General features: G+C 69.0%; 15 protein-coding genes and 3 tRNA genes. 17 read left to right on the top strand and 1 reads right to left on the bottom strand.

From position 1 onward, the window contains the following. From RA210_RS05595 to RA210_RS05550, 10 genes are all read left to right on the top strand, one after another. Positions 1–588 (top strand): SPOR domain-containing protein, encoded by a 588-nt coding sequence (locus RA210_RS05595; RefSeq protein ID WP_136488750.1) that lies wholly within the window; start codon positions 1–3, stop codon positions 586–588. A gap of 81 nt (positions 589–669) precedes the next feature. Continuing rightward, the gene (locus RA210_RS05590; protein ID WP_136488749.1) at positions 670–1,197 is read left to right on the top strand and encodes a CvpA family protein; all 528 of its coding nucleotides are present in this window, start codon (positions 670–672) and stop codon (positions 1,195–1,197) included. Between the two features lie 25 nt (positions 1,198–1,222). Continuing rightward, positions 1,223–2,728 (top strand): amidophosphoribosyltransferase, encoded by a 1,506-nt coding sequence (gene purF / locus RA210_RS05585; protein WP_136488748.1) that lies wholly within the window; start codon positions 1,223–1,225, stop codon positions 2,726–2,728. 98 nt (positions 2,729–2,826) lie between these two features. Then, complete coding sequence (locus RA210_RS05580; protein ID WP_201485667.1) at positions 2,827–4,038, top strand: O-succinylhomoserine sulfhydrylase; 1,212 nt, start codon at positions 2,827–2,829, stop codon at positions 4,036–4,038. Further along, the gene (locus tag RA210_RS05575; RefSeq protein ID WP_201485666.1) at positions 4,038–4,802 is read left to right on the top strand and encodes an SDR family oxidoreductase; all 765 of its coding nucleotides are present in this window, start codon (positions 4,038–4,040) and stop codon (positions 4,800–4,802) included. Before RA210_RS05580 ends, RA210_RS05575 begins: the two co-directional genes overlap by 1 nt. A gap of 95 nt (positions 4,803–4,897) precedes the next feature. Beyond that, a tRNA-Val gene (locus RA210_RS05570) sits at positions 4,898–4,973 on the top strand. A 46-nt stretch (positions 4,974–5,019) separates the two neighbouring features. Further along, positions 5,020–5,096, top strand: a tRNA-Asp gene (locus RA210_RS05565). Positions 5,097–5,201: 105 nt separating this feature from the next. Beyond that, positions 5,202–5,278, top strand: a tRNA-Asp gene (locus RA210_RS05560). Positions 5,279–5,910: 632 nt separating this feature from the next. Next, positions 5,911–7,293: a chromosome partitioning protein ParA gene (locus tag RA210_RS05555; RefSeq protein WP_201485665.1), complete on the top strand. Its 1,383-nt coding sequence runs from the start codon at positions 5,911–5,913 to the stop codon at positions 7,291–7,293. Further along, positions 7,293–8,237, top strand: a complete 945-nt coding sequence (locus RA210_RS05550; RefSeq protein WP_201485664.1) for a 1-aminocyclopropane-1-carboxylate deaminase/D-cysteine desulfhydrase — start codon at positions 7,293–7,295, stop codon at positions 8,235–8,237. The genes RA210_RS05555 and RA210_RS05550 overlap by 1 nt, the downstream gene beginning before the upstream one ends. Here RA210_RS05550 and RA210_RS05545 read toward each other — a convergent pair. Continuing rightward, entirely contained in the window at positions 8,228–9,187 is a 960-nt protein-coding gene (locus RA210_RS05545) for a DUF1853 family protein (protein ID WP_201485663.1), read from the bottom strand. The two genes, RA210_RS05550 and RA210_RS05545, sit on opposite strands and share 10 nt — an antisense overlap. Positions 9,188–9,291: 104 nt before the next feature. Here RA210_RS05545 and RA210_RS05540 point away from each other — a divergent pair, with 104 nt between their 5' ends. The 7 genes from RA210_RS05540 (at position 9,292) to RA210_RS05510 (ending at position 17,350) form a co-directional block, all read left to right on the top strand. Continuing rightward, a complete protein-coding gene (locus RA210_RS05540) occupies positions 9,292–10,179 on the top strand; it encodes an NAD(+) kinase (protein ID WP_201485662.1) in 888 nt (295 codons plus the stop codon). 2 nt (positions 10,180–10,181) lie between these two features. Further along, positions 10,182–11,153, top strand: a complete 972-nt coding sequence (locus RA210_RS05535; protein ID WP_136488771.1) for a metallophosphoesterase — start codon at positions 10,182–10,184, stop codon at positions 11,151–11,153. Beyond that, positions 11,150–12,013: a rhomboid family intramembrane serine protease gene (locus tag RA210_RS05530; RefSeq protein WP_201485661.1), complete on the top strand. Its 864-nt coding sequence runs from the start codon at positions 11,150–11,152 to the stop codon at positions 12,011–12,013. The genes RA210_RS05535 and RA210_RS05530 overlap by 4 nt, the downstream gene beginning before the upstream one ends. 139 nt (positions 12,014–12,152) lie before the next feature. Next, positions 12,153–12,416, top strand: a complete 264-nt coding sequence (locus RA210_RS05525; protein WP_090347312.1) for a YeaC family protein — start codon at positions 12,153–12,155, stop codon at positions 12,414–12,416. After that, a complete protein-coding gene (locus tag RA210_RS05520; RefSeq protein WP_201485660.1) occupies positions 12,416–13,246 on the top strand; it encodes a DUF2797 domain-containing protein in 831 nt (276 codons plus the stop codon). The genes RA210_RS05525 and RA210_RS05520 overlap by 1 nt, the downstream gene beginning before the upstream one ends. Positions 13,247–13,257: 11 nt before the next feature. Continuing rightward, on the top strand, positions 13,258–15,915 hold the full coding sequence (gene pepN / locus RA210_RS05515) for an aminopeptidase N (protein WP_201485659.1): 2,658 nt from the start codon (positions 13,258–13,260) through the stop codon (positions 15,913–15,915). A gap of 310 nt (positions 15,916–16,225) precedes the next feature. Further along, a complete protein-coding gene (locus tag RA210_RS05510) occupies positions 16,226–17,350 on the top strand; it encodes a branched-chain amino acid ABC transporter substrate-binding protein (protein ID WP_201485658.1) in 1,125 nt (374 codons plus the stop codon). Positions 17,351–17,407 lie beyond the last annotated feature (57 nt).

The following is a 17,407-nucleotide window of genomic DNA, read 5'->3' as shown; positions in this document are numbered from 1 at the left end:
ATGGCCATGCTGGACCGGAGACTGAAACAACGGATTGTCGGGGCCGCCGTGCTGCTGGCGCTGGTAGTGGTGTTCCTGCCCATGCTGTTCAACCGTGAGGACGAGCAGCGCCGCGTGCGTGTCGAGGCGCCGCCGATGCCGGAAATGCCGTCGGCGATGACGGCGACGCCGGAGCCGGTCGTCGTGCCGGAGCCACAGGTCGTCGCGCCCCTGGCGGATGAGGCGGCCGTGGCGCCTGCCGCTCCGCCTGTCGGGGACGCCGTCCCGGCACCACCCGTGGCGCAGACTCCTGCTCCTGCACCTGTCGCTGAGTCATCCCCACCGCCCGCCCGCCTCGATGCCGACGGCGTGCCGGTCAGCTGGGCGGTGCAGCTGGCCAGCCTGTCCAGCCGTGCCGGCGCGGAGGAGCTGCAGCAGAAGCTGCGCAGTCAGGGGCTCGATGCCTACATCCGCTCGGCGGACGGGATGAACCGGGTATTCGTCGGTCCGCTGCTCGAGCGCGGGGATGCCGAGCGGATGCGCGAGCAGATCGCCCGTCAGCACCGCCTGAGTCCGATCGTGGTGCGCTTCCAGCCCGAACGGCGCTGAACGCAATCGCGGCTGACTCGCCGGCCTGCGCTCTGTTAGAATTGCCGCTCTATTTTCCGCATTTCGCCAGTGAGCAGCATTGTGTCATTCACCTGGGTCGACTGGTCCATCATCGCGCTGATCGCCATTTCCGGGCTGATCAGCCTGACCCGCGGATTCGTTCGCGAGGCCCTTTCGCTGTTCGGCTGGCTGGGTGCCAGTGTGGTGGCCTGGCTGTACGGTGGCGCCCTGGCCGGGCACCTTGCCCCCTACATCGAGCTGCCGTCGGCACGGGTGATCGCCGCCGGCGCGATCCTCTTCGTGGTCACCCTGATGATCGGCGCGCTGGTCACCCACCTGTTCGGCCTGCTGGTGCAGGCCACCGGCCTGACCGGCACCGACCGCCTGCTCGGCATGGTCTTCGGCGTGGCCCGTGGCGTGCTGCTGGTGGTGATCGTGGTGGGCCTGCTCAGCCTGGCGCCGGTGCAGCAGGATCCCTGGTGGCAGCAGTCGGCGCTGCTGCCCGAATTTCTGATGATTGCCGACTGGTCGAAGGATCTGGTGCTCGGGCTCTTCCAGCAGTCGTCTTCCGCCGTCGGCCTTCCCGGTCGCGCGGCCTTTCCGCTCTAGCCTGACTTTGTAGGGGTTGCGTCACATGTGTGGCATCGTTGGTATTGTGGGTAAGTCGAACGTCAATCAGGCGCTCTACGACGCCCTTACGGTTCTTCAGCACCGCGGCCAGGACGCTGCCGGCATCGTGACCAGCCATGACGGTCGCCTGTTCCTGCGCAAGGACAACGGTCTGGTGCGCGACGTGTTCCACACCCGGCACATGCAGCGCCTGATCGGCAACATCGGCATCGGCCACGTGCGCTACCCGACCGCCGGCAGCTCCAGCTCGGCCGAGGCGCAGCCGTTCTACGTCAACTCGCCCTACGGCATCACCCTGGCGCACAACGGCAACCTGACCAACGTCGACCAGCTGTCGCGCGAGATCTACGAGTCCGACCTGCGCCACATCAACACCAACTCCGACTCGGAAGTGCTGCTCAACGTGTTCGCCCACGAGCTGGCCGTGCGCAACAAGCTGCAGCCCACCGCCGACGACATCTTCGCCGCGGTGGCCGGGGTGCACCAGCGCTGCCGCGGTGGCTACGGCGTGGTGGCGATGATCACCGGCTACGGCATCGTCGGCTTCCGCGATCCCCACGGCATCCGCCCGGTGGTGTTCGGCCAGCGTCACACCGACGAGGGCGTCGAGTACATGATCGCCTCCGAGAGCGTCGCCCTCGACGTGCTCGGTTTCACCCTGATCCGCGACCTGGCGCCGGGCGAGGCGGTGTACATCACTCCCGAGGGCCAGCTGCAGACCCGCCAGTGCGCGGCGAACCCGCAGCTCTCGCCGTGCCTGTTCGAGTACGTCTACCTGGCCCGTCCCGACTCGATCATGGATGGCGTGTCGGTGTACAAGGCGCGCCTGCGCATGGGCGAGAAGCTGGCCGAGAAGATCCTGCGCGAGCGCCCCGACCACGACATCGACGTGATCATCCCGATTCCCGACACCAGCCGCACTTCCGCGCTGGAGCTGGCCAACAGGCTGGGCGTGAAGTTCCGCGAGGGCTTCGTCAAGAACCGCTACATCGGCCGTACCTTCATCATGCCCGGCCAGGCGGCGCGCAAGAAGTCGGTGCGACAGAAGCTCAACGCCATCGACCTGGAGTTCCGTGGCAAGAACGTGATGCTGGTCGACGACTCCATCGTACGCGGCACCACCTGCAAGCAGATCATCCAGATGGCCCGCGATGCCGGCGCGAAGAACGTCTACTTCTGTTCGGCGGCGCCGGCGGTGCGCTACCCCAACGTCTACGGCATCGACATGCCGAGCGCCCACGAACTGATCGCCCACGGCCGCACGACCGAGGAAGTGGCCGAGCTGATCGGTACCGACTGGCTGGTCTACCAGGATCTCGACGATCTCAAGGAAGCGGTCGGCGGCGGCAAGATCAAGATCGAGCAGTTCGACAGCGCAGTGTTCGACGGCCAGTACGTCACCGGCGACGTCAACGAGGCCTACCTGGATCGTATCGAGCAGGCGCGCAACGACCTGGCCAAGGCCAAGGGCGGCGCACCGGGCGCGATCATCGACCTGCACAACAACTGAATACCCCGGGCGGCGCCCACCGGGCGCCGCCACCCGCACAACCGGCGGCAGTGCCGGCCATTCCGAGAGCCTTCCTGCCGCGCCGAGGAGAAGGTTCAATGACGCAAGAATGGCAGGTCGGAAGGCTGGACAGCGATCTGGAGGGTGCCGGCTTCGATACCCTGGCGGTGCGCGCCGGCCAGCATCGCAGTCCCGAGGGTGAGCACGGCGAAGCCCTGTTCATGACCTCCAGCTACGTGTTCCGCAGCGCCGCCGACGCCGCCGCGCGCTTCGCCGGCGAGCAGCCCGGCAACGTCTACTCCCGCTACACCAACCCCACCGTGCGCACCTTCGAGGAGCGCATCGCCGCCCTGGAAGGCGCCGAGCAGGCGGTCGCCGCCGCTTCCGGGATGGGCGCGATCCTCGCCCTGGTGATGAGCCTGTGCAGCGCCGGCGACCACGTGCTGGTATCGCGCAGCGTGTTCGGCTCGACCATCAGCCTGTTCGACAAGTACTTCAAGCGCTTCGGCGTCGAGGTGGACTACCCGCCGCTGGCCGACCTGGACGCCTGGGCCGCCGCCTGCAAGCCCAACACCAGGCTGTTCATCGTCGAGTCGCCGTCCAACCCGCTGGCCGAGCTGGTCGACATCGCCGCCCTGGCCGAAATCGCCCATCGCAAGGGGGCCCTGCTGGCGGTGGACAACTGTTTCTGCACCCCGGTGCTGCAGAAGCCGCTGGCCCTCGGCGCCGACATCGTCATCCACTCGGCTACCAAGTATATCGACGGCCAGGGCCGCTGCCTGGGCGGCGTGGTGGCCGGCAGCGCCAGGCACATGCAGGAGGTGGTCGGCTTCCTGCGCACCGCGGGGCCGACCCTTAGCCCGTTCAACGCCTGGCTGTTCCTCAAGGGCCTGGAAACCCTCAAGGTGCGCATGCTGGCCCATTGCGCCAGCGCCCAGGCGCTGGCCGAGTGGCTGGAGCAGCAGCCCCAGGTGGCGCGGGTCTATTACGCCGGTCTGCCCAGTCATCCGCAGCACGAGCTGGCCAGGCGCCAGCAGAGCGGCTTCGGTGCGGTGGTCAGCTTCGAGGTCAGGGGTGACAAGGCGGCGGCCTGGAAGGTCATCGACGCCACGCGGATGATCTCGATCACCACCAACCTCGGTGACACCAAGACCACCATCGCCCATCCGGCCAGCACCTCGCACGGTCGCCTGAGTCCCGAGGCGCGTGCGGCGGCGGGGATCGGCGACAGCCTGATCCGTGTCGCGGTGGGGCTGGAGGACCTCGAGGACATCAAGGCCGACCTGGCTCGCGGTCTGGCGGCGCTGTGATGGAGCGGCGGGCGGAAGGAATGCGTCCGGTGGCGCTGGTCACCGGAGCCGCCCGCGGCATCGGCCTGGGCTGCGCCGCCTGGCTGATCGCCGAGGGCTGGCAGGTGGTGCTCGCCGACGTCGACCGCGCGCGCGGTGCCCAGGTGGCCCGTGCACTGGGCGAGCAGGCCTGGTTCGTGCGCATGGACGTCGCCGACGAGCAGCAGGTGGCGCTCGGCGTCGCCGAGCTGATCGGTCAGTTTGGCCGCCTCGATGCGCTGGTCTGCAACGCGGCGCTGGCCGAGGCGCACAATCCGCCGTTGGAGAGCCTGTCGCTGGCGCACTGGAACCGCGTGCTGGCGGTCAACCTGAGCGGCGCCATGCTGCTGGCCAGGGCCTGCGCGCCCTACCTGCGCGCCAGCGGCGGGGCGATCGTCAACATTGCCTCGACCCGCGCCCACCAGTCCGAGCCGGACAGCGAGGCCTACGCGGCGAGCAAGGGCGGCCTGCTGGCGCTGACCCACGCGCTGGCGGTCAGCCTCGGCCCGGAGATCCGCGTCAACGTGGTCAGCCCGGGCTGGATCGACGCCCGTGATCCCTCGGCGCAGCGCGCCGCTCCGCTGAGCGCGGCCGACCATGCCCAGCATCCGGCCGGCCGCGTCGGCACGGTGGAGGATGTGGCGGCGCTGGTGGCCTGGCTGCTGTCGCCCGAGGCGGGCTTCGTCACTGGCCAGGAGTTCGTCGTCGACGGCGGCATGACCCGGCGCATGATCTACCCGGCGTGAAGGGCGCTGGGAAACCGAAAAACGAAAAAAATCCTTGTGGGCTGTTGACTTAGCTCCGCTACCTGCGTAAAGTTCGCCCCCGTCGCAAGGCAAATGGCTGATTAGCTCAGCTGGGAGAGCACCTGCATCACACGCAGGGGGTCGGCGGTTCGATCCCGTCATCAGCCACCAAACCTTGTCACGCAATGAAGTATTCGGACGCAAGTCCGGCCGACGCGCAGTGGTAGTTCAGTCGGTTAGAATACCGGCCTGTCACGCCGGGGGTCGCGGGTTCGAGTCCCGTCCACTGCGCCATTATTTCCGGATTCGCCTTTGCAGCGGGTTCGAGATCGCAGAAGCCAGATGGCTCTTCGCTCAGACGCTTCACCAAGTTGTACCGGACGCAAGTCCAGCCGACGCGCAGTGGTAGTTCAGTCGGTTAGAATACCGGCCTGTCACGCCGGGGGTCGCGGGTTCGAGTCCCGTCCACTGCGCCATATCGAAAGCCCCTCGAGAGCAATCTCGAGGGGCTTTTCACTTTCTGCAACATTCATGCTTTCGTCATTCGGGATCTTTAGGCTGATACTTGTGGTCAGAGGTTGGACCACATGAAGTCAGACAAGAAGAGAGACCGTTATGGACGATTATCAGGAAGAACTGCTGGAGCTGCAGGCAGCCGAGCGGGATGTGCCGGAACCGGCGGACGACGCCACCGAACTGTAAGGGCTGCCGTCGCCCGTCGCGGCGACACTCCCGGGATCACCCGGGGTTGCCGGTTTCGAGCCGGCGTTGCCTGGTGCCGCAGGGTGCCGGGCCGGCGATCGGTGATCGCCTCACCCAATCCCACGCACCAGCCTCCAGGCTCGCGACCCCGGTCGACGAGAGCTGGCGGGTCCGCGCTTACCCGCCGGCCAGACGGCCCGGCTACCAGGTCACAGTTTGGCCGCTGCTTCGCCTACCGGCTGTCGGCGGTCCGATGGCCTGCCAACCCCTTCACATTGCGGGGGGGGGCTTTCTCCTAGACTTTGGCCGCTGATGCAGGCGTCATGCAGTGTACATGCGCCAGATGCTGATAAATGATCTCGGTCCGGCAGGACGCTGGACGTGGATGCGTGTGCGAGGGAGCTCGATGAGCTTGCAGAAAAAGCCGCAGATCGTAGAGGCCGTGATGTTCTTCAATGAACGCGGCGTCTGCAAGGAAATGCTCTACCCGGAATTCGAAGCCCTGCTCGATGGCGTGGTCAACCTGCCGGCGTTTGCCGATCAGCAGATGCGGGCAGCCTTCGTGCTGATCAACCCGCGACTGTTGGTCAAGGCGGTGGTGTGCTTCTACATCGACTTTGGCGACCACGGCGAGGCCGACCGTGGCTGGAACATTCCCCTGCGCCATCTGGCCGACCGTACCGGCAGCGGGCCCGACCTGGGGGCCGGGCCGATTCGCCTGGCCTGTCGCAGCCAGTGCCCGGTGTCCTGGCACCAGATGCACCTGTGGGATCCCGGTCTGTCACCGACGCAGAACGATCTGCTGCTGATCCGCGACGCCGCCAAGCGCAACAATCTCGGCGTGCTGGTCGAGGACGATTCGGCGGCCGCAGTGGAGCCGGAAAAGCTGCACATGGCGCCGGAGCACAAGTGGTTCGTCCCTGACGCGGAGGAACAGGCGCGCGCCCTCGAGGCTGCCCGCAAGGCCGAGCAGCTCGAGCGCGAGCAGCGTCTCAAGGCGGCCCAGCTGCTGCGTCAGCAGCGCCTGCGCATCGTCAGCCTGTCCCAGCAGCACGAGGAGGAGCGCGCCCGGCTGCGCCTGCAGGCGGAGCAGCGCGAGCAGGCCCTGCAGCAGCGCCTGCTCGAGCTCAGGCAGGCGCTGGGCGAGCAGGCTCAGCGCAACGAGGCGCTCAAGGAGCGCCTGACTGCCCAGGCCGCCAGCTTCCAGCAGGTGCGGCAGGACATGGAGCGCCAGCTCACCACGCTGGCACGGAGCGGGCGCAGCGATCTCGAGACGCTGCGAGCCCAGTTCGAGCAGGAGGCCGCGGCGCGCATCGGTGCGGCGGTGCTCGAGTATCAGGAGCGCCTGGTGCGCCAGGATGCCCGACTGGCCGCCCAGGCCGCGGAGTCGGCGCGTCTGCGCAGCGAGCTGGCGCGCCTCACCGAGGAGCGCGACCGCCTGGCCGGCGAGGGCGGCGAGCAGACGCTGGAGCGCCTGGCAGCGCTGGGCGTGGTGTTCGTCGCCTACCACCCGGGCGCCGGCCACCTGACCCTGCCGCTGCAGGACTTGGCCGCCTATCAGGGCAATCCCCTGGCCTATGTCGCCGCCAAGTGCTTCGTCAGCGAGGCGCAGTACCGCCAGTGGCTCGAGCACTACCAGCAGCCGGCCTGCACTGCCGAGCTGCCTGGGGGCAGTCGTTGCGGCATGCCGATCGACCGCGTCGAGACGCCCAGTCGGTTCGTCGCCGGCGAGTCGGACTGCTGTGCCCGTCATGGCGTGAGGGTTCGCTCGCGCATCCATGGCGACTGATGGCGCATCGTGACTGGCCGCGACGGCCCTCCCTGCAGGCGGTGCGCTGCAGCTGGCTGGCGCGCGCCGGCGTGGAGCTGGCGCTGCTGCGCCTGGACCGGATCGATCCGCTGATCAGCGGCAACAAGTGGTACAAGCTCGCCCCGCACCTCGCCGAGGCCCGCCGCCTGGGCGCGCCGGGGCTGATCAGCCTCGGTGGCGCCCACTCCAACCACCTGCATGCCCTGGCGGCCGCCGGCGCGCGTTTCGGCTTCGCCACCGTCGGCCTGCTGCGCGGGCATGCCCAGGACACCCCGACCGTCCGCGACCTGCAGGGCTTCGGCATGCAGCTGCACTGGCTGGGCTATGGCGGTTACCGCGAACGCCATAGCCCGGGGTTCTGGGAGCCCTGGCGGGAGCGCTATCCTGCTTTCCTGGCGGTGGCCGAGGGCGGCCTGAGCCTGGCCGCGGCGCAGTCCTGCGCCGGCCTGGTGGAGATGATCGCCGATGGCCTGGCCGCGCTGGGCTGGGACGACTACCACGAGCTGTGGGCCGCCGCCGGCAGCGGCACCACCCTGGCCGGGCTGGTGCTCGGCGAGGCTGGCCGGCACCCGCTGGTCGGCTGCCTGGCGCTGCCGGCCGACCATGGCGTTCCCGAAGCGGTGGCGCGCCTGCTGGGCGCTGCCGGCCGAGCGGCGGGGCAGGGCTACCGGCTGGTGGACGCCAGCCGCGGTGGTTTCGCTCGCCTCGATGCCGAGTTGGCGCGCTTCATCCTGACGTTCGAGGCCGAGACCGGCGTGCCGCTCGAGCCGCTGTACACCGGCAAGCTGCTGCTGGCGCTGCAGGAGGCGGTCGCGCAGGGCGCGATCGCCCGCGGCAGCCGCGTCGTCGCCGTGCACAGCGGCGGCCTGCAGGGACGTCGGGCCCTCGACGCCCGTTTGCACGAGCTGGCCGCTCAGGCCTGAGCGCTGCTGCCGGCCGCCTGCGGCCAGTGGTCGTCCACCAGGAAGATCCGCGCCTGCTCCTGCCAGCGTCCGCCATCGGCGGGCTGCAGCCGGACCAGCATGCGCGGCGCGGCGTCGGCTGGCAGCTCGGCCAGCCAGGTGCTCAGGCGCGGCTCGTCCCAGCATTCGTCCGCCGTGCACTCCGCCGGTGCCAGCCAGGCCATGCGCGGCAGCGGCTGCCAGACGCCCGGGTGCGCCGCCTGCCAGGCCGGCCAGTCATGCCGGCGCACCCAGCTTCCCCGCAGGTGCTGCGCCGCGGCGCCGCGCGGCGGGCTGCAGGGGATGCGCCAGGGATAGAACAGGTAGCCGCCCAGCCAGGGGCTGGCCTGCACCGGCTTGCGGCTCAGCGCCTGCAGCTGCGCCCGGGCCGCCGGCAGCTCGCTGAGGCACAGCTGGTGCTGGCGCAGGTGCTCCAGCTTGAGGTCGAGACGATCGAGGCGCCCCGGGCCGAGCCAGGCAGCGGCGTCGCCGCCATCCGCCCGGGCGGGGCCGAGGTAGAACTTCACCGCCAGCTCGATGTGCTGCAGGCCCTCGCCGTCGCCCAGCAGCAGGTCCAGTTCGCCGAGGGTGTGGCCGCGCTCGCGGATCACCAGGTTGGCCGCCAGCAGGCGGATGCCCGGCGCCTGGTCGAGCGCGTACTGCCAGAGTTGCTCGTAGTAGCGGCCCAGGCGGTTGCCGCGCGCCGCCGCCAGTTGCGCGAGCAGGGCCTGCGGCTGACGGTCGAGCGCGCGCAGCCACAGCTCGAGCACGTGGGGATGCGCTGCCCATCCGCTGGCGCGCAGCGGATGGCGCGGGCGAAAGCCGTCCACCGCCTCGAGCAGCGGCGGGCTGAGCAGGGTCCAGGCCAGGTCGCGCACGGCCGGCTGGCGCAGCTCGGGGAGCAGGGGCAGAAGATCGGCGAACGGGCTCATGCCGGCGAGCATAGCCGCTGGCGCTCGGGCCTGTCGCGGTTTGCCCGGCGCCCGGCGCATCCTCCATAATCGGGCCTTCCGCAGACAGCAGCCGGCAGGATCTCATGGAGCAGTTCCGCAACATCGGCATCATCGGGCGCCTGGGCAGCTCGCAGGTGCTCGACACCATTCGTCGCCTGAAACGTTTCCTCGGCGAGCGCAACCTGCACGTGATTCTCGAGGAGAGCATCGCCGAGATGTTGCCCGGCCATGGCATGCAGACCTGTACGCGCAAGCTGATGGGCGAGATCTGCGACCTGGTCATCGTGGTCGGCGGCGACGGCAGCCTGCTCGGCGCCGCCCGCGCCATGGCCCGTCACGGCACCCCGGTGCTGGGCATCAACCGCGGCAGCCTGGGCTTTCTCACCGACATCCGTCCCGACGAGCTGGAGGCCCGGGTCAGCGAGGTGCTCGCCGGGCGCTACCTGCTGGAGAGCCGCTTCCTGCTCGAGGCCCACGTGCGCCGCGGCCTGGAGTCGATCGGCCAGAGCGACGCGCTCAACGACGTGGTGCTGCACCCCGGCAAGTCGACGCGGATGATCGAGTTCGAGATGTACATCGACGGCCAGTTCGTCTGCAGCCAGAAGGCCGACGGCCTGATCGTCTCCACCCCCACCGGCTCCACCGCCTACGCGCTGTCGGCCGGCGGGCCGATCATGCACCCCAAGCTGGACGCCATCGTCATCGTGCCGATGTACCCGCACACCCTGTCCAGCCGGCCGATCGTGGTCGACGGCAACAGCGAGCTGAAGGTGGTGATCGCCTCGGACATGCAGATCTACCCGCTGGTGTCCTGCGACGGCCAGAACCACTTCACCTGCGCCCCCGGCGACACCCTGACCATCCGCAAGAAGGCGCAGAAGCTGCAGCTGATCCATCCGCTGGAGCACAACTACTACGAGGTCTGCCGGACCAAGCTGGGCTGGGGCAGCCGGCTCGGAGGGCATGACTAGTGCTGCTCGACCCGGCGCGCAGCTACGACCTGATCGGTGACGTGCATGGCTGCGCGCGAGCCCTCGAACGCCTGCTGGCCGGCCTCGGCTACCGCCGCCAGGGCGGCGTCTGGCGCCACCCGCAGCGCATGGTGCTGTTCCTCGGCGACATCCTCGACCGCGGCCCGCACATCCGCGAGGCCATGCACCTGGTCCACGACATGGTGGCCGCCGGCCAGGCGCTGTGCCTGCTCGGCAACCACGAGTGGTACGCGCTGGGCTGGACCACCCCGGCGCTGCCCGGCAGCGGGCGGACCTTCGCCCGCGAGCACGTCCCGCGCCACGAGCGGCTGATCCGCGAGACCCTGGCGCAGTTCGAGGACCATCCGGGCGACTGGCACGACTTCCTCGCCTGGATGTACGAGCTGCCGATGTTCCTCGACGCCGGGCGCTTCCGCCTGGTGCACGCCTGCTGGGACGCCGGGCTGATCGCGCGCCTGCGCGAGCGCTTCCCGGACGGGCGCATCGACCGCGCCTTCATCCAGGAGGGCGGCGATCCGCACAGCTTCGCCGCCCACTGCTTCCAGCGCCTGCTGCGCGGCATCGACATGCCGCTGCCCCAGGGCCTGACCCTGACCAGCAGCGACGGCTTCACCCGCTCGGTGTTCCGCACCAAGTTCTGGGAGGACGATCCGCAGACCTACGGCGACATCGTGTTCCAGCCCGACGCGCTGCCCGACGAGGTGGCCAACCTGCCGCTGACCAACGCGCAGAAGGCCGCGCTGCTGCGCTACGGCGAGGACGAGCCGATGCTGTTCGTCGGCCACTACTGGTGCAACGGCACCCCGGCGCCGCTGCGCCCCAACCTGGCCTGCCTCGACTACAGCGCGGTGCGCCGCGGCAAGCTGGTGGCCTACCGTCTCGACCAGGAAACCCGCCTGGACCCCAACAAGTTCTTCTGGGTCGAGGTCAAGCGCCTGGAGGCCGACGCATGAGCCCGGTGGCGGCCCTGCGCCGACCGCTGGGCGACGACCTGGCGGCCTTCGTCACCCTGCTGCAGCGCCTCGGCGTGCCGCACCGGGTCAGCGAGGAGTCCGGCGAGCAGGTGCTCTGGGTGCCGGACGAGACGCTGGCCGAGCAGGTGCGTGAACTCTATGCCCGCTATCCCGGCGGCGCGCCCTACGCTGAGGCACCGGCCGCGCCGCGCCCGGCCGCCACTGGCCAGTGGCTGGCGCGCCTGCGCAGCCTGCCGGTCACCAGCCTGATCCTGCTGCTGACCTTCGCCGTCGCCCTGGCCACCTGGTTCGGCGACAACCTGCGACTGGTCAGCTGGCTGACCTTCAGCGATTTCCGCATCGACGGCGACTACGCCTGGTTCCTGCCGTTGGGCGACAGCCTCGCCGCCGGCCAGTGGTGGCGGCTGGTCAGTCCGATGCTGGTGCACTTCGGCGTGCTGCACTTGGCGATGAACAGCCTGTGGCTGTGGGAGCTGGGCCGGCGCGTCGAGTGGCGCCAGGGCAGCCTGCTGCTGCTGGCGCTGGTCCTGCTCTACAGCCTGGTGTCCAACGTTGCGCAGTTCGTGTTCGGCGGCCCGGCCATCTTCGGCGGCCTGTCCGGCGTGCTCTACGGCCTGCTCGGCCACTGCTGGCTGTTCCAGCGCCTGGCGCCCAATCCGCACTACCGCCTGCCGCCCGGCGTGGTCGGCATGATGCTGGTGTGGCTGCTGGTCTGCCTGTCCGGTCTGATCAGCGCCCTCGGCCTCGGCGAGATCGCCAACGCCGCCCACGTCGGTGGCCTGCTGATCGGCTGCGCCACCGGTGTGCTCGGCGGTCTGCTGGCGCGCCGCCGGCGCTGAACGAGATACCCGCAGGGTGGACAACGGCGCAGCCTTGTCCACCGGTGCGCCATGCAGAATGGTGGAAAGGACCTGCGGTCGTTTTCCACCCGGCCATCCGGCCCCGCTAGAATCACTTCTTTTTCCCTGGAGGCTACCCATGACGTCCTTCGCCGAAATGATCGAGAACATCACCCCCGAGATCTACCAGAGCCTCAAGCTCGCCGTGGAGATCGGCAAGTGGCCGGACGGCCGCAAGCTCACCCAGGAGCAGAAGGAGCTCAGCCTGCAGGCGATGATCGCCTGGGAGATCAAGAACCTGCCCGAGGAGGAGCGCACCGGCTACATGGGCCCGCAGGAGTGCAAGTCGAAGTCCTTCGAGGTGCCGAACATCCTGTTCAAGAGCTCGGACACCCTGCACTGATGGCCGAGATCGCACGCGGCGCGCTGACCAAGATGGCAGTGCGCCTGGACGCCCCGGTGCAGTACGCCCTGCGCCTGGACGACCGTGAGCTGCCGCTCAATCCGCTGATCGGCCAGCACCTGCGCCTGGAGTACCTCGGCGCCATCCACTGCAGCCACTGCGGCAGGAAGACCAAGAAGAGCTACGCCCAGGGCTACTGCTACCCGTGCATGACCAGGCTCGCCCAGTGCGACAGCTGCATCATGAGCCCGGAGAAGTGCCACTACGAGGCCGGCACCTGCCGCGAGCCGAGCTGGGGCGAGCAGTTCTGCATGACCGACCACGTGGTCTACCTGGCCAACTCCTCCGGGGTGAAGGTCGGCATCACCCGCGCCACCCAGCTGCCGACCCGCTGGCTCGACCAGGGCGCCAGCCAGGCACTGCCGATCCTGCGCGTGGCCACCCGCCAGCAGTCCGGGCTGGTCGAGGACCTGTTGCGCAGCCAGGTCGCCGACCGCACCAACTGGCGCGCGCTGCTCAAGGGCGACGCCGAGCCGGTCGACCTGCCGGCGGTGCGCGAGCGGCTGTTCGATACTTGCCGGGAGGGGCTCGAGGCCCTGCAGCAGCGCTTCGGCCTGCAGGCGATCCAGCCGCTGGCGGCTGCCGAGGTGGTCGAGATGCGCTATCCGGTCGCGGCCTACCCGGCGAAGATCGCCAGCTTCGATCTGGACAAGAACCCGGTGGTGGAGGGCACACTGCAGGGCATCAAGGGCCAGTACCTGATCTTCGATACCGGCGTGATCAACATTCGCAAGTACACGGCCTATCAGCTGGCCGTGCAGCAACCCTAAGGAAGCCAGCCATGCGCAGCGAACAACCGAAGACCGTCTACCTCAAGGACTACAAGGCTCCCGACTACCTGATCGACGAGACCCACCTGACCTTCGAGCTGTTCGAGGACCACACCCTGGTCCATGCGCAACTGGTCATGCGTCGCAACCCCGAGGCCGGCGAGGGGCTGCCGAAGCTGGTGCTGGACGGCCAGCAGCTCGAGCTGCTGTCGCTGGCCATGGACGACGTGCCGCTGGCCAAGGGCGACTACCACCTGAGCGACAGCCACCTGACCCTGCAGCCGACCCAGGCGCAGTTCGTCATCGACAGCAGCGTGCGCATCCACCCCGAGAGCAACACCGCGCTGGAAGGGCTGTACAAGTCGAGCGGCATGTTCTGCACCCAGTGCGAGGCCGAGGGGTTCCGCAAGATCACCTTCTACCTCGACCGCCCGGACGTGATGAGCAAGTTCACCACCACGCTCAGCGCCGACAAGCAGGCCTATCCGATCCTGCTGTCCAACGGCAACCCGATTGCCAGCGGCCAGGAAGAGGACGGCCGCCACTGGGCCACCTGGCAGGACCCGTTCAAGAAGCCGGCCTACCTGTTCGCCCTGGTGGCGGGCGACCTGTGGTGCATCGAGGACAGCTTCCGGACCCTGAGCGGCCGCGACGTCGCCCTGCGCATCTACGTCGAGCCGGAGAACATCGGCAAGCTGCAGCACGCCATGGACAGCCTCAAGCGCTCGATGCAGTGGGACGAGGAGGTGTACGGCCGCGAGTACGACCTGGACATCTTCATGATCGTCGCGGTCAACGACTTCAACATGGGCGCCATGGAGAACAAGGGCCTCAACATCTTCAACTCCAGCTGCGTGCTGGCCCACCCGGAAACCGCCACCGACGCCGCCCACCAGCGCGTCGAGGCGGTGGTCGCCCACGAGTACTTCCACAACTGGTCGGGCAACCGCGTGACCTGCCGCGACTGGTTCCAGCTGTCGCTGAAGGAAGGCTTCACCGTGTTCCGCGACGCCGAGTTCTCGGCCGACATGAACTCGCGCACGGTCAAGCGCATCGAGGACGTCGCCTTCCTGCGCACCCAGCAGTTCGCCGAGGACGCCGGCCCCATGGCCCACCCGGTGCGCCCGGACGCCTACATGGAGATCTCCAACTTCTACACCCTGACCATCTACGAGAAGGGCGCGGAAGTGCTGCGCATGATCCACACCCTGCTCGGCGCCGAGGCCTTCCGCAAGGGCAGCGACCTGTACTTCGAGCGCCACGACGGCCAGGCGGTGACCTGCGACGACTTCGTCAAGGCCATGGAGGACGCCAGCGGCCAGGATCTCGCCCAGTTCAAGCGCTGGTACACCCAGTCCGGCACCCCGCGCCTGAGCGTGGAGGACTGCTACGACGCCCACGCCAAGACCTACACCCTGACCTTCCGCCAGAGCTGCCCGGCCACCCCCGGCCAGGAGCACAAGCAGCCCTTCGTCATCCCGGTGGCCATGGGCCTGCTCGACGCCCACGGCCAGGAGCTGGCGCTGCGCCTCTCCGGTGAGGCCGAGGCGACCGGCACCTCGCGCGTGCTGGCGGTGACCGCGGCCGAGCAGAGCTTCACCTTCGTCGACGTGCCGACCCAGCCGCTGCCGTCCCTGCTGCGCGGCTTCAGCGCGCCGGTGAAGCTGCACTATCCCTACGGCCGCGACCAGCTGATGTTCCTCATGCAGCACGACTCCGACGGCTTCAACCGCTGGGAGGCCGGCCAGCAGCTCGCCGTGCAGGTGCTGCAGGAGCTGGTCGGCCAGCAGCAGCGCAGCGAGCCCCTGCACCTTGATGCCCGCCTGGTCGAGGCGCTGCGCACGGTGCTGGCCGACGAGGGCCTGGATGCCGCGATGGTCGCCGAGATGCTCTCCCTGCCGGCCGAGGCCTATCTGGCCGAGCTCAGCGAGGTGGCCGACGTCGACGCCATCCACATCGCCCGCGAGTTCGCCCGCAAGCAAATCTCCCGCGAGCTGTTCGACCTGCTGTGGAGCCGCTACCAGGCCTGCCGCGAGGCCTCGCGCAGCACCGCCTACGCCGCCGACGCCGCGCAGATCGCCCGGCGCAGCCTGCAGAACATCGCCCTGTCCTACCTGATGCTGGCCGAGGACGACGAGGTGGTCGACGCCTGCGAGGAGCAGTTCGAACACGCCGACAACATGACCGAGCGCCTCGCCGCGCTGGCCGTGCTGGTCAACTCGCCGTTCGACGCCGAGAAGGCCCAGGCGCTGGCCAAGTTCGCCGACTACTTCAAGGACGACGCCCTGGTCATGGACCAGTGGTTCGCCGTGCAGGCGGCAAGCCCGTTGCCCGGCGGCCTCGAGCGCGTGCAGGCGCTGATGCACCACCACGCCTTCACCCTGAAGAACCCCAACAAGGTGCGCGCGCTGATCGGCGCCTTCGCCAACCAGAACCACGTCAACTTCCACCGCGCCGACGGCGCCGGCTACCGCTTCCTGGCCGACCAGGTGATCGCCCTCAACGCGCTCAACCCGCAGATCGCCTCCCGCCAGCTGACCCCGCTGACCCGCTGGCGCAAGTTCGACAGCGCCCGCCAGGCGCTGATGCGCGGCGAGCTGGAGCGCATCCTCGCCAGCGGCGAGCTGTCCAGCGACGTCTACGAGGTGGTGAGCAAGAGCCTGGCGTAAGCCGGGCATGACCCAGAAGCCCCCGCCAGATGGCGGGGGCTTCTCGTTTGCGGACTCCCGATCCTGCGGCGGCGGCGGCCCGCGGGCGTTGCGTTCACAGGGCGGAGGCCGGGCAGCAGGGGCGGATCGTGGGACTGGCGCTTGGGGCGCGGGGCGGACGGCGCGGGATGACTTGTGAAGCGCGCGCCATAGGCTAAAAAGAAATGAGGTGGTGTGTGTTATGCCGATTATCCCGGGGCAGGACTGGCTCCGGGCATTCGGGCAATGGCGTGCGCAGCCGCGAACATCCCCCCTCCAGGAGCTCCCGTCCATGACGCAGAAGATTGCAGGAAAAGGCTTTCTCGCCCTCGCGGTAGGCGCCGCGCTGGGCCTGTCTTCGCAGGTCCACGCCGACGTGCTGATCGGCGTGGCCGGGCCGCACACCGGCCCCAGCGCGGCCATCGGCGAGCAGTACTGGCGCGGAGCAAGTCAGGCGGCCGCCGACATCAATGCCGCCGGCGGCATCAACGGCGAGCCGATCAAGCTGGTCAAGGGCGACGACGCCTGCGAGCCGAAGCAGGCGGTGGCGGTGGCCAACCGCCTGGTCGACCAGGAGCAGGTCGCCGGGGTGATTGGTCACTTCTGCTCGTCGTCGACCATCCCCGCCTCGGTGGTCTACGACGAGGCCGGCATCCTCACCATCACCCCCGGCTCGACCAACCCGCAGGTCACCGAGCGCGGCCTGACCGGCATGTTCCGCATGTGCGGGCGCGACGACCAGCAGGGCCAGGTCGCCGCCGACTTCATCATCGACACCCTCAAGGGCAAGCGGGTGGCGCTGATCCACGACAAGGACACCTACGGCCAGGGCATCGCCGACGCCACCCGTGCGCGGCTCAAGGAGCGCGGCGTCAGCGAGGTGCTCTACGAGGGCCTGACCCGCGGCGAGAAGGACTTCAACGCACTGGTCACCAAGCTGCGCGCTGCCGAGGTCGACGTGGTCTACTTCGGCGGCCTGCACCCGGAGGCCGGTCCGCTGCTGCGGCAGATGCGCGAGCAGGGCCTGACCGCCCACTTCGTCTCCGGCGACGGCGTGGTCACCGACGAGATGGTCACCACCGCCGGCGGCCCGCAGTACGTCAAGGGCGCCTACATGACCTTCGGCGCCGACCCGCGCAAGATCGCCGACGGCCAGGCGGTGATCGAGAAGCTGCGTGCCGGCGGCTACGAGCCGGAGGGCTACACCCTGTACGCCTACGCCTCGCTGCAGGCCATGGCGGCGGCCTTCAACGCGGTCGGCTCCAACGATCTGGCCAAGGCCAGCGAGTGGCTGAAGAGCAACAGCGTGCCGACGGTGATGGGACCCAAGGCGTGGGACGCCAAGGGCGACCTCAAGGTCAGCGACTACGTGCTCTACCAGTGGGACGACCAGGGCAAGTACCACCAGTTGCCGTGAGGCGAGTCCGGTAAAGGCGGGCATCTCCGATCCGTAGGGTGGAAAACCCGCGCAGCG

Source organism: Pseudomonas sp. OF001, from assembly GCF_904426495.1.
Classification (GTDB): Bacteria; Pseudomonadota; Gammaproteobacteria; order Pseudomonadales; family Pseudomonadaceae; genus Geopseudomonas.
Note: the sequence above shows the minus strand (reverse complement) of the source record. Positions and strands in the feature narration are given on the sequence as shown.

Bases quoted from the DNA above. Each gene is read 5' to 3' on its own strand.
- RA210_RS05595 (WP_136488750.1), top strand. From the start codon at position 1: ATGGCCATGCTGGACCGGAGACTGAAACAACGGATTGTCGGGGCCGCC.
- purF (WP_136488748.1), top strand. From the start codon at position 1,223: ATGTGTGGCATCGTTGGTATTGTGGGTAAGTCGAACGTCAATCAGGCG.
- RA210_RS05580 (WP_201485667.1), top strand. From the start codon at position 2,827: ATGACGCAAGAATGGCAGGTCGGAAGGCTGGACAGCGATCTGGAGGGT.
- RA210_RS05575 (WP_201485666.1), top strand. From the start codon at position 4,038: ATGGAGCGGCGGGCGGAAGGAATGCGTCCGGTGGCGCTGGTCACCGGA.
- RA210_RS05555 (WP_201485665.1), top strand. From the start codon at position 5,911: ATGAGCTTGCAGAAAAAGCCGCAGATCGTAGAGGCCGTGATGTTCTTC.
- RA210_RS05550 (WP_201485664.1), top strand. From the start codon at position 7,293: ATGGCGCATCGTGACTGGCCGCGACGGCCCTCCCTGCAGGCGGTGCGC.
- RA210_RS05545 (WP_201485663.1), bottom strand. From the start codon at position 9,187: ATGAGCCCGTTCGCCGATCTTCTGCCCCTGCTCCCCGAGCTGCGCCAG.
- RA210_RS05540 (WP_201485662.1), top strand. From the start codon at position 9,292: ATGGAGCAGTTCCGCAACATCGGCATCATCGGGCGCCTGGGCAGCTCG.
- RA210_RS05530 (WP_201485661.1), top strand. From the start codon at position 11,150: ATGAGCCCGGTGGCGGCCCTGCGCCGACCGCTGGGCGACGACCTGGCG.
- RA210_RS05525 (WP_090347312.1), top strand. From the start codon at position 12,153: ATGACGTCCTTCGCCGAAATGATCGAGAACATCACCCCCGAGATCTAC.
- RA210_RS05520 (WP_201485660.1), top strand. From the start codon at position 12,416: ATGGCCGAGATCGCACGCGGCGCGCTGACCAAGATGGCAGTGCGCCTG.
- pepN (WP_201485659.1), top strand. From the start codon at position 13,258: ATGCGCAGCGAACAACCGAAGACCGTCTACCTCAAGGACTACAAGGCT.
- RA210_RS05510 (WP_201485658.1), top strand. From the start codon at position 16,226: ATGACGCAGAAGATTGCAGGAAAAGGCTTTCTCGCCCTCGCGGTAGGC.